This window comes from Mesorhizobium sp. M7A.F.Ca.CA.002.09.1.1 (assembly GCF_003998555.1).
GTDB lineage: Bacteria > Pseudomonadota > Alphaproteobacteria > Rhizobiales > Rhizobiaceae > Mesorhizobium > Mesorhizobium ciceri.
Map to the genome: position 1 here is coordinate 1 of NZ_RZRR01000085.1, position 10,403 is coordinate 10,403.

The window sequence follows — 10,403 nt, forward strand, 5'->3', positions numbered from 1 at the left end:
ATGAAGCCGCGCATAGCAGTCCTCGGTTGCGGATACTGGGGCAGCAACCACATCCGCACTCTCAAGGCGCTCGGCGCGCTGCACGCGGTCTCCGATACCAACCGGGCCCGCGCGGAAGGCTTTGCCAGCGAGCAGGACTGCCTGGCGATCGAGCCGGACCAGCTGTTCGTCCGTGACGATATCGACGCCATCGTCATGGCGCTGCCGCCGCAGTTCCATGCCGACCTTGCGGTACGTGCCGTCGAGAACGGCAAGGACGTGCTGGTGGAAAAGCCGATCGCGCTGACGGTGGCGGATGCCGAGCGTGCGGTGCAGGCGGCCAAGGACAATGGCCGCGTCTTCATGGTCGGCCATGTCCTGCGGTTCCACCCCGCCTTCGAGACGCTGAAGGGGCTGATCGACAAGGGCGAACTCGGGGAGGTCCGCTACATCCACTCTCACCGGCTCGGCCTCGGCAAGTTCCACACAGAGAACGACGCGCTGTGGGACCTGGCGCCGCACGATCTGTCGATGATCCTGGCGATCACCGGCACAGAGCCGATCGAGGTGCGCGGCGAGGGGGCCGCCCTGCTCGACAATCTCAGCGACTTCGCGCATCTGCACATGCGCTTCCCCAACGGCCTGCGCAGCCATCTCTTCACCTCGCGTCTCAATCCCTATCGCGAGCGGCGGCTGACCGTGGTCGGCACCAAGGCAATGGCGGTGTTCGACGACGTCGAGCCATGGGAACGCAAGCTGGCCGTCTACCGCCACGCGGTGTGGCAGGACAGCGGCCAATGGGCCTTCACCACCAATGAGCCGTCCTATGTCGCGGTTGCCCAGGGCATGCCGCTGACGCGCGAGCTGGAGCATTTCATCCAGTGCATCGAGACGCGTGCCGAACCGCGTACCAGCGGCGAGGAAGCGATCAGGGTGCTGCGCATCCTGACCGCCGGCACGGTCACCCACACCAAGTCGAATTCCTGAAGCGCGGATTATTCGGCAGGAAACTTATTCGGCAAGAATCTTATTCCGCGGGAATCTTATTCCGCGGGAATCTGGTCCGGCCGGGCGGCAAGCCGGGTCAGCATGGCCTCGGCCTCGGCGCCACGCTCCGATCGCTCGATGAAGCCGCCGCCGAACACGCGGGCCTCGTTGCCGTCATCGGAGTAGAGCACGCAGGCCTGGCCCGGCGCGATGCCGGACTCGCCGTCTACCAGTTCCACCCATGTGGCACCGGCACGATGATGCAGCACGGCCGGGCGCGGCGGCCGCGTCGAGCGGACCTTGGCGAACAGTTCCAGGCCGCCGGCAGGGACGTCTGTGAGCGGTCCGTCGCCCAGCCAGTTCATATTGCGGAGATAGATCTTGTGCGTCTCCAGCGCCTCGCGCGGGCCAACCACGACGCGAGCCCGGTCGGCATCGAGATGGACGACGTAAAGCGGCTCGCCGGAAGCGATGCCGATGCCGCGGCGCTGGCCGATCGTGTAGCGCAGGATGCCCTCATGGCGGCCGAGCACGCGGCCGTCGATGTGGACGATGTCGCCCGGATTGGCCGCAGTTGGCTTCAGCTTGGCGATGATGTCGGAATACTTGCCCTGCGGCACGAAGCAGATGTCCTGGCTGTCCTGCTTGGCGGCAACCGCCAGCCCCATCTCCTCGGCGATGGCGCGAACCTGAGGCTTCGACAGGCCGCCGAGGGGAAAGCGCAGATAGTCGATCTGCGCCTGCGTGGTGGCGAACAGGAAGTAGCTCTGGTCACGGTCGGCGTCGACCGGACGGTAGAGCGCGCGCTGGGCGCCATTGGCGCCGGAACGGATGTAGTGGCCGGTGGCCAGCGCGTCGGCGCCGAGCTCCTTGGCGGTGGCCAGGAGGTCGGCGAACTTCACCGTCTGGTTGCAGGAAACGCACGGGATCGGCGTCTCGCCGGCGACGTAGCTCTCGGCGAAGGGATCGATGACCGCCTTGCGGAAGCGTTCCTCGTAGTCGAGCACATAATGGGGGATGCCGAGCGTCTCGGAGACACGGCGGGCATCGTCGATGTCCTGCCCCGCGCAGCATGAGCCGGCCCGGTGCGTCGCCGCGCCGTGGTCGTAGAGCTGCAAGGTGACGCCGACGACGTCGTAGCCCTCGCGTTTCAGCAGGCCGGCGACGACCGATGAATCGACACCGCCGGACATGGCGACGACGATGCGGGTGTTTTCGGGACGTCCGGGAAGATCGAGACTGTTCATGATGCTTTCGTTCTGCGCGGCGCCTCAATGCCAATGTCGAGAATATAGGTCAAGCTTTACCGGCGCGCCAGCGTGCAGGGCGATTCACCGTTTGTGGCCGATCTTCGCCAAGGGATGCATTTTCCCCCGGCAAATCAGGGTTTGCGGGCAGATGTTTCAAATGCCGGCGAAAAGACTAACGCGGCGTTCATGATCCTTACCTAGTCATTAGGGTCTGCTTAGGCAATTTTTAAAGCTGTGGCGGTAACGTGGCGGGGATTGGGTCTTTGAGTTTTTTGTAGAGAGTACGATGACCGATCTGGTTAGACCGAGAGTCAAATATGTTATCGGGCCTGACGGCAGCCCTCTTACGATTGCCGATCTGCCGCCGACCAATACACGTCGCTGGGTTATCCGGCGTAAGGCGGAAGTGGTTGCGGCCGTGCGCGGCGGGCTTTTGAGCCTGGACGAGGCATGCCAACGCTACAAGCTCACCACCGAGGAATTCCTGTCCTGGCAGGCGTCGATCGACGAATACGGCCTTGCCGGGCTGCGCACGACACGCATCCAGCAATACCGGCACTGACCATTGCGAATTTAGATGAAGGGCGCGGCTAACTCCGCGCCCTTCTGTTTTTCACGGTCACCGTTCCGCTCAGAGCGACAGCACAACCTTGCCGATCGGCTTGGTGGCAAGGAAGGCGTGAGCGGCCCCCGCCTGGTCCAGTGGGAAGCTCTTCGCCACATGGACGGTGATCTTGTTGGCATCGATCAACCGAGCCAGTTCCAGCAGGCCCTCCCTGTCGGGGAAGACCGACATACGCTCGACCCGAATATCGCGCGCACTGGCGTGCGCCCTTGTGTCGTCGCTGACATCGAGCAGTGACACCAGCACGCCGCCACGCTTGAGCACCTTCAGCGAGCGTTGGGCGTGGTCGCCCCCCATTGGATCCAGCACCAGATCGATGTCGCGAACCTGGTCGGTGAAATCGCCCTTGGTGTAGTCGATGACCTCGTCGGCGCCGAGGTTGCGGACGAAATCGAGCTTGCCCGGGCTGGCCGTGGCGACGACGTGGGCGCCGCGCGCCTTGGCGATCTGCACCGCCAGATGACCGACGCCGCCGGCTCCCGCATGCACCAATACGCGCTGCCCCGATTTCAGCCCGCCGTGGCGAACAAGCCCTTGCCAGGCGGTGAGGCCGGCCAGCGGCAAGGCGCCTGCCTCGAGGTGGCCCGCGCCCTTCGGCTTCAGTGTGATTTGATCGGCAGGTACGGCAACCAACTCGGCATAGGCGGCGGCCTGCTTGGGAAAGCGCGGCATCCCGAACACCTCGTCGCCGATCTTGAAGCCGGTGACGCCGGCGCCGAGTGCTTCGACAGTTCCCGAGATATCCCAACCCAGGATGAAGGGCGGCTCGCCGAGCAAGGGGTAGTAGCCGGCACGGACGGCGCCATCGACCGGATTGATGCCCGCGGCCTTGACACCGACCAGCACTTCGCCGGCCTCTGGCGTGGGATCGGGCTGATCGGCGATGACAAGGACGTCGGGTCCGCCGACGGAATTCTGGATAGCGGCACGCATTGAGATATCTCCTGCTCGGTTGATGCCACTATCATTTGGATAGTAATAGTCCCTTGTCCAGTATGTACCTTTCTGATACATACGCACCTCATGGATAGTGAAGATGATTGCGGTTTCGGCTATGACGCGTTCCGGCGAACGTGTCCTTCGCACACGGTGCTGGAGATGCTGGCCAGCAAATGGGTCTATCTGGTGGTTTGCGCGCTGCGCAAAGGCCGGCTGCGCAATGGCGAGCTTGCCCGGAAGCTTGACGGCATCACGCCGAAGATGCTGACCCAGACGCTGCGCGTGCTCGAGCGCGACGGATTGGTACGGCGCGAGATCTTTCCGGTCATTCCGCCGCGCGTCGAATATGAATTGACCGAGCTCGGTCAGAACCTGGCGGGACTGCTTACCCAGATCAGGTCATGGGCGGAGCAGCATGCGCCGGATATCAAGGATGCCCGTGCAAGGGCAATTGCCGAGAATGAAGGGGATTGGGCCGCGTAGGGCGGGTTTCATTCTTCTGGGCGTATTCCGCCGGGCCGCAAGCCGCGACAATGCGCCAGTCCGATGGCGAGCGTTGACGTCGCCAAGGGCAGGGTTTTAGCCGATCATGGCGCTGCGGCCACCGACTTCGGCTTCGCGGATCTTCGTGTCGCGCGATTCCAGCATTTCCGCTTTGGAAAGCTCCGCTTCAGCTTCGCCGAGTAATGATTCGGCGGCGCTTCGCTGCTGGGCGAGGTCGCTTTGGGAATTCCTGAGATTGTCGCGGCGCAGGCGAGCCGCCTTGGCGAAGGTCGGATAGGCGAAATGGTTGATGTCGGTGATGCCGGCCTTCTTTTCCTCGGCGGTAATCTGAAGCTCCAGCTCGACGGCCATGCGTTCGAACTCGGCGATCATCATGTCGAGCTGCAGCAGCTGCCGCCGCTTCTCATTCACCTGAAACTGTTTCAGCCGAACGAGGTTTTCACGTGACTTCATGATTCGGTACTCCCGGAAACGCACACCCGCACTTATCGTCCAAACCACCTGGAAACGCCCAGGCCGCACCCGTGTCCACCGGCTTTCCCCCAACTATGGGAAACAAAACCCTAAAGTTTTTTGCCGGCGGTAACCATTCGTTTACGGGCATTGTTAATCATACGGGTCAGGACTTAAGGCCGGGTAAAAATTCCGGCCACCGATGCGGAAGCGACGTCGATGAGTCCCTGGAGTCGCTTAGTCCAGGTTGTTAATGTGTTGCATTAGGAATTTGGTTCTGAGATTCGTTATTAGATTCAAGAGGGTGTAGAAAGAGGTTAAAAAATCTGGTACCGTCATGGACGGGAAATTAGGATTTGTTAACCATTCAATGGCAGCCTCTGCACAAGGCAACCACTGCTCCGGGTCCGGACGGGTCGTGAAATGGTCCGGCAGCAGAAAAGGGGAATAAAATGCGTGTTCTGCTGATAGAAGATGACAGTGCAACCGCACAAAGCATCGAACTGATGCTGAAATCGGAAAGTTTCAACGTCTACACGACCGATCTCGGTGAAGAGGGCGTCGATCTAGGCAAGCTCTACGACTACGATATCATTCTTCTCGACCTCAACCTGCCTGACATGTCAGGCTACGAGGTCTTGAGAACGCTTCGCCTTTCCAAGGTCAAAACACCTATTCTCATCCTCTCCGGCATGGCCGGCATCGAGGACAAGGTGCGCGGCCTCGGCTTCGGCGCAGACGACTACATGACCAAGCCATTCCACAAGGACGAGCTGGTTGCCCGCATTCATGCCATCGTGCGGCGTTCCAAGGGCCACGCCCAGTCGGTCATCACCACCGGCGACCTGGTGGTCAACCTCGATGCCAAGACAGTCGAAGTCGGCGGCCAGCGCGTGCACCTGACCGGCAAGGAATACCAGATGCTGGAGTTGCTCTCGCTACGCAAGGGCACCACGTTGACCAAGGAAATGTTCCTCAACCACCTCTATGGCGGCATGGACGAGCCTGAGCTGAAAATCATCGACGTCTTCATCTGCAAGCTGCGCAAAAAGCTCGACGCGGCATCGGGCGGTCAGAACTACATCGAAACGGTCTGGGGTCGCGGCTATGTGCTGCGCGAACCGGAAGACATTCGCGTCAGCGCCTGAGCGACGAATCGTTCGAATCTTTTCAATAAAAAACCCGGCTTCGGCCGGGTTTTTGCATGATGGGCTGGTAACGGTCTGCTTCTGGGCTTCCGAGCAGAAGACCGTCACGCACTTTTTCTGGAGTTGCTCAAGGATGCCGAATCAGGTGCGCTCTTCAAGGTGCGAAAGCGCTCGAGCAACTGCGGGCGGTTGAACGGCTTCAAGAGATAGCCCTGGGCGCCGGCTCGCTTGGCCCGCATGATCGAAGCAATATCGAGCTCGACCAGGGAAATCAGGATCTGCGGCCTTATCGGGCTCTCCATGGCGCGGACGCGACGGATGAGATCGACCGCCGGTACGTCGGGCAAGGCGCCATCGACGACGATGATGTCGGGCATGTCGGCGGCGCACATCTCCAGCGCGTCAAGTCCGCTGGCGGCCTCGATGACAATCATTTCGGAGCCGCCCAGGATGCGTTTTGCAACCTTCCTGATAACGCTTGAATCGTCGACGAACATGCAGCGTTTCATTTCCGGGTCCTCTTTGCCTTCTGGCAGTCCGGTAGCGTCGGGGGCATCCAGGACGCACCATAGGCCAATCTGGTAAAGAAGCCGAAAAGGCGTTAGGTAAAATTTTTATAAAGATGGGCAGGTGCCTACTTTTATTCACGAATGCTTTGGCGCCGCCTGAACGACCAGACGCATCTCAAGTCGATGAGCTGGAATTACAGCTTTAAATGAAAAAATACTTCGCTTTATCGGCTGCGCATCAGGCCGCCGAAAGCACGATTTCTTCCGGCGTCGCGTGGATCGATATCGTCATGCCGGCCTCGCGCGCCAGAAGCAGCGTGTAATAGGGCTGCACGGAATGCGCGTCGATCGGCTCCTCCGGCTTGTGGCCGGAATGCAGTTCGAGGAATTTCGGCGGCACCCGCAGCATCGGGCCAGCCGACGCAAGCGCGAAACGCGGTTCGGTCTCAAGGTTTTCCAGCGTCACGGAAAGCTTGCCGCCGCGCGGAATGGCGGCATTGGCGACGAGGATCAGGTTGAGCAGCAGCTTGACCTTGTTCTTGGGCAGCAACGCGCGGGGCCCGTTCCAGGTCAGTTCCGGCTTTTCGTTCTTGAGGAAGGCGATGGCGACCGCTTCGGCATCGCCGGTATCGATCAACATACCGGCCGAACCGGCGGCACCGAAGGCGATGCGGGCGAACTGAAGGCGGGCCGAAGCGTTGCGGGCGCTCTGACGGATCAGCTTCATGGCGTCCTCATCGGCGCCGCCTTCATCAAGCAATTCGAGCCCGTTGTTGATCGCGCCGACCGGCGAGATGATATCGTGGCAGACCCGGCTGCACAAAAGCGCTGCCAGATCGGGTGCGGAAAGGGTGAACAGATCGGCCATCGGCGAAAAATCCCTGCAAAATCTCACAACTCATGGCCGGGCGATCGATCGTCGCCTGCCACACGAATCACGCACTCTCTCCTCAGGCTTTCTGAATACACAGCGCCCGTGCGTGCAGCAACAAATCCAAATTGTGGTTGTGGCAAATGGCGTGTTCACGCAGGCTGCCGACCCCAATTGAGCGACCCCAAACAGCCTTCGAACCGCCATGTTCATGTGGGAGCTTAATGGTTGAAAAAGGATTACGGCATAATTTGCCCCTAACAGTTACCCTTAACGGCCGGCTAAAAGAGCCGTACGGGGTGCGAGGCGTCGGCGAAGGTGCTCCCTGACGGAGATTGGAAGCATGTTTTCCCGATACTACGACCGGAGCTTTCTCCGTGTCTTCTCAATGGCGGTCACGCTCCTGGGCGTTCTCGTCTTCTCGACTTCAGCCCTGCGGGCCCAGGAATACACCGCTCAGGAGATTGTCGATTCCGGTCACAAATTTTTTGGCGCCACATCGGGCGGACTCGCCACGGTGATCGAGAAGATTTTTGCCTCCTACGGCCTGCCCAACGGCTATCTGCTGGGCGAAGAGGGTTCTGGTGCGCTGATCGGTGGCCTGACCTATGGCGAAGGCACGCTCTACACCAAGAATGCCGGCGACCACAAAGTGTTCTGGCAAGGCCCGTCGCTCGGCTGGGATTTCGGCGGCGAGGGGTCGCGGGTGATGATGCTGGTCTACAATCTCGATGATGTGGGCAGCCTCTACAACCGCTATGGCGGCGTTGCCGGTTCAGCCTATGTGGTGGCGGGCGTCGGCTTCAACGTGCTGAAGAACAACAATGTTCTCCTGGTGCCGATCCGCACCGGCGTCGGTGCTCGGCTCGGCGTCAATCTCGGCTATCTGAAGCTTACCGAGCGGGCCACGTGGAATCCGTTCTAGGCTGAAGTCCTTGGCTGTCGTTGTCCAAAACCGGGACCGCTTTTGGGTCGACATGCATTAAACTCGTACCGTTGCGGCAAACCCTTGCCGCAACGCTGGATTTCCGCCATGTCAACGTGGCACAGTCAAAGCGATCTATGCGCTTTTGATGCTTGCCGGCCACAACGGGTAGTCACTTGGTCCAGTCGGTCCTGTTCTTCGTCCTCGGCTTTCTCTGCGCTGGCTTTCTGGCGCTCATGGTGGCTCCGGCCATATGGCGTCGTGCGGTCGCGCTTACACGCAAACGCATCGAATCCTCGATCCCTCTGACGCAGACCGAGATCCAGGCGGACAAGGATCGCATCCGCGCCGAATACGCCATGACGACGCGCCGCCTGGAAATCAGCGTCAAGGCGTTGCGTGAGAAGGCGGCCGAACAACTGGTCGAGATCAATCGCGGTCGCGAGGCCATGAAGGGCCTGGCGGTCGAGCGGACTGACAAGAACCAGGTGCTGACCGAGCTGGGCGCGAAGAACGAAGCGCTGCGTCAGCGAGAGGGCGAGTTGCAGCAGCTTTCGGAGCGTCTGAAGGAAACCGAACGCAAGCTGGAAAAGCGCGCCCTTGAGCTGGAAAAGCTGGAGCGCATGTATGACGACGCCAGTTTTTCCTCGAGCAGCCGGCAGATCGAGCTCGTGGCGCGAGAGTCCGAAATGCAGAAACTCGCCAGTGACATTGCGATGCTGCGCGGCCAGCGCAAGGAAGCCGACAGGCGCGGCCAGGAAATCGCGGCCGAAAGCAAGGCCGCGCGGGACGCCCTGAAAGCCGAGAAGAAAAAGACCGCCGAGCTCGACAAGAAGGTCGAACGGCTGCTGGCCACACTTGCCGATCGAGAAGACAAACTCGACCGCCGCGAAAAGGAACTGGCACGCATGCGCGAAAGATCGAAATCCGAGGACAGCGCGCCAGCCTTGCGGCTGGTCGGCAAGGGCGGCGATGTCGCGAGGAGCGATGATTTCGACAAGGCAATCGCCAAGCTCGATAGCGACCGTGAGCAGCTCGAGGCGAGGCTGACGGCGCTGGCGCGCGAGAACAAACGGCTGAAGGCGGATCTCACCGCACTGGCCGCCTCCAAGGCCGCTGACAGCAGCTCCGCCTTGCGCGAGCAGATGAACGAGCTGGCGGCGGAGGTCGTCCATCTGACGGCCAAGCTCGAGGGGCCTGGTTCGCCGATCGCCATGGCATTGGCGGTACCGTCGGACGCACGCTCCGGCAACGGTGACCGCAGTCTTGCCGACCGCGTGCGCGCGCTGCAGAAGGCTGACGCGACAAGCTGAGATCAGGTCTCCTTAGAGCATTTCACCGTTTCACGGAAACGGCGAAATGCCCTAACTCTTTGCTTTGAGGCAATTCTGGACGGAAAACCGCTTCACACTTTTCCTAGAATTGCTCTAGCCGAAAAATGATGCAGCGCGATGGCTGAAGCCGCGGCGACATTCAGGCTGTCGAAGCCTTCCGCCATGGTGATCCGCACGTCGTGCAGGCTTGCGAGCAGGTCGTCCGGCAAGCCTTCGCCCTCGGTGCCGAGATAGAGCGCCAGGCGCTCGCTGCGCTGCGCATCGCGGATGTCGGTCTCCCCGCGGGGCGAGAGCGCGAATTGTTCGAAGCCACGTCGGGCGAGCATCGTTGTGAAGCCGGCGGTGTCGGTGAACGATGCGAACGGGATCTTGAGCGCGGCGCCGACCGAAACGCGGATCGCCTTGCGATAGAGCGGGTCGCAGCACGTCGCATCCAGCAAAACCGCGTCAGCGCCAAAGGCGGCGGCGTTGCGGAAGATCGAGCCCACATTGTCATGATTGGCGATGCCGACGAGCACCACGACCAGCGCACGAGGCGGCAAGCCATCGAGCAGGGCTTCGGCCGGCTGCGGCGCTCCCTTGCGGCCCATGGCCAGGATGCCGCGATGCATGTGAAATCCGGCGATTGCGTCCATCACCGCGCTGGTTGCCACATAGACCGGGAGATCGGCGGGCGCCTTGCTCAGGATCTTGTCGAGACCCGCCAGCCGGTTTTTCAGGACGAGGACCGATTCGGCGGCAAAGCGTCCAGTTGTGAGCAGCAGGTCGAGCACCACCTTGCCTTCGGCGACGAAGCGGCCTTGCCGGCCGGCGAGGTCACGCTCGCGAATGTCGAGATAGGCAGCGACGCGCGGATCTTGCGGGTCGTCGATGCGAATG

Annotated in this window: 12 protein-coding genes; 6 read left to right on the forward strand and 6 right to left on the reverse strand. The window is 61.3% G+C overall.

From position 1 onward, the window contains the following. On the forward strand, positions 1 to 966 hold a 966-nt coding region (locus EN994_RS06230), incomplete at its 5' end, for a Gfo/Idh/MocA family oxidoreductase (RefSeq protein ID WP_013529902.1). Between the two features lie 56 nt (positions 967 to 1,022). Here the strand turns inward: EN994_RS06230 and mnmA are convergent. Next, positions 1,023 to 2,213, reverse strand: coding sequence for a tRNA 2-thiouridine(34) synthase MnmA (gene mnmA / locus EN994_RS06235; RefSeq protein WP_063168876.1), 1,191 nt, complete (start codon positions 2,211 to 2,213; stop codon positions 1,023 to 1,025). Between the two features lie 289 nt (positions 2,214 to 2,502). Here mnmA and EN994_RS06240 point away from each other — a divergent pair, with 289 nt between their 5' ends. Further along, positions 2,503 to 2,778, forward strand: coding sequence for a DUF1153 domain-containing protein (locus tag EN994_RS06240; protein ID WP_013529904.1), 276 nt, complete (start codon positions 2,503 to 2,505; stop codon positions 2,776 to 2,778). A 69-nt stretch (positions 2,779 to 2,847) separates the two neighbouring features. Here the strand turns inward: EN994_RS06240 and EN994_RS06245 are convergent, their stop codons facing one another. Beyond that, a complete protein-coding gene (locus EN994_RS06245) occupies positions 2,848 to 3,774 on the reverse strand; it encodes an NADP-dependent oxidoreductase (RefSeq protein WP_063168875.1) in 927 nt (308 codons plus the stop codon). Between the two features lie 90 nt (positions 3,775 to 3,864). Here EN994_RS06245 and EN994_RS06250 point away from each other — a divergent pair, with 90 nt between their 5' ends. Next, a complete protein-coding gene (locus EN994_RS06250) occupies positions 3,865 to 4,263 on the forward strand; it encodes a helix-turn-helix domain-containing protein (protein WP_013529906.1) in 399 nt (132 codons plus the stop codon). 96 nt (positions 4,264 to 4,359) lie between these two features. Here EN994_RS06250 and EN994_RS06255 read toward each other — a convergent pair whose 3' ends face one another. After that, positions 4,360 to 4,737, reverse strand: a complete 378-nt coding sequence (locus tag EN994_RS06255; protein WP_013529907.1) for a flagellar export protein FliJ — start codon at positions 4,735 to 4,737, stop codon at positions 4,360 to 4,362. Between the two features lie 452 nt (positions 4,738 to 5,189). Here EN994_RS06255 and ctrA point away from each other — a divergent pair, with 452 nt between their 5' ends. Further along, positions 5,190 to 5,885, forward strand: a complete 696-nt coding sequence (ctrA, locus tag EN994_RS06260) for a cell cycle two-component system response regulator CtrA (RefSeq protein WP_006203583.1) — start codon at positions 5,190 to 5,192, stop codon at positions 5,883 to 5,885. Between the two features lie 104 nt (positions 5,886 to 5,989). On the opposite strand, the gene EN994_RS06265 is transcribed toward ctrA, so the two are convergent. Together EN994_RS06265 and EN994_RS06270 are read right to left on the reverse strand one after the other, a co-directional pair. Then, positions 5,990 to 6,394, reverse strand: a complete 405-nt coding sequence (locus EN994_RS06265; protein ID WP_024504503.1) for a response regulator — start codon at positions 6,392 to 6,394, stop codon at positions 5,990 to 5,992. 238 nt (positions 6,395 to 6,632) lie between these two features. After that, complete coding sequence (locus EN994_RS06270) at positions 6,633 to 7,262, reverse strand: histidine phosphotransferase family protein (protein WP_024504504.1); 630 nt, start codon at positions 7,260 to 7,262, stop codon at positions 6,633 to 6,635. 391 nt (positions 7,263 to 7,653) lie between these two features. On the opposite strand from EN994_RS06270, the gene EN994_RS06275 reads away from it, so the two are divergent. Further along, a complete protein-coding gene (locus tag EN994_RS06275; RefSeq protein WP_224621527.1) occupies positions 7,654 to 8,190 on the forward strand; it encodes an EipA family protein in 537 nt (178 codons plus the stop codon). A 176-nt stretch (positions 8,191 to 8,366) separates the two neighbouring features. Next, positions 8,367 to 9,503, forward strand: a complete 1,137-nt coding sequence (locus tag EN994_RS06280) for a hypothetical protein (RefSeq protein WP_063168874.1) — start codon at positions 8,367 to 8,369, stop codon at positions 9,501 to 9,503. Between the two features lie 92 nt (positions 9,504 to 9,595). On the opposite strand, the gene EN994_RS06285 is transcribed toward EN994_RS06280, so the two are convergent. Beyond that, the gene (locus EN994_RS06285) at positions 9,596 to 10,402 is read right to left on the reverse strand and encodes an RNA methyltransferase (protein ID WP_127307441.1); all 807 of its coding nucleotides are present in this window, start codon (positions 10,400 to 10,402) and stop codon (positions 9,596 to 9,598) included. Between the last annotated feature and the right edge of the window lies 1 nt (position 10,403).

Bases quoted from the DNA above. Each gene is read 5' to 3' on its own strand.
- mnmA (WP_063168876.1), bottom strand. From the start codon at position 2,213: ATGAACAGTCTCGATCTTCCCGGACGTCCCGAAAACACCCGCATCGTC.
- EN994_RS06240 (WP_013529904.1), top strand. From the start codon at position 2,503: ATGACCGATCTGGTTAGACCGAGAGTCAAATATGTTATCGGGCCTGAC.
- EN994_RS06245 (WP_063168875.1), bottom strand. From the start codon at position 3,774: ATGCGTGCCGCTATCCAGAATTCCGTCGGCGGACCCGACGTCCTTGTC.
- EN994_RS06250 (WP_013529906.1), top strand. From the start codon at position 3,865: ATGGATAGTGAAGATGATTGCGGTTTCGGCTATGACGCGTTCCGGCGA.
- EN994_RS06255 (WP_013529907.1), bottom strand. From the start codon at position 4,737: ATGAAGTCACGTGAAAACCTCGTTCGGCTGAAACAGTTTCAGGTGAAT.
- ctrA (WP_006203583.1), top strand. From the start codon at position 5,190: ATGCGTGTTCTGCTGATAGAAGATGACAGTGCAACCGCACAAAGCATC.
- EN994_RS06265 (WP_024504503.1), bottom strand. From the start codon at position 6,394: ATGAAACGCTGCATGTTCGTCGACGATTCAAGCGTTATCAGGAAGGTT.
- EN994_RS06270 (WP_024504504.1), bottom strand. From the start codon at position 7,262: ATGGCCGATCTGTTCACCCTTTCCGCACCCGATCTGGCAGCGCTTTTG.
- EN994_RS06275 (WP_224621527.1), top strand. From the start codon at position 7,654: ATGGCGGTCACGCTCCTGGGCGTTCTCGTCTTCTCGACTTCAGCCCTG.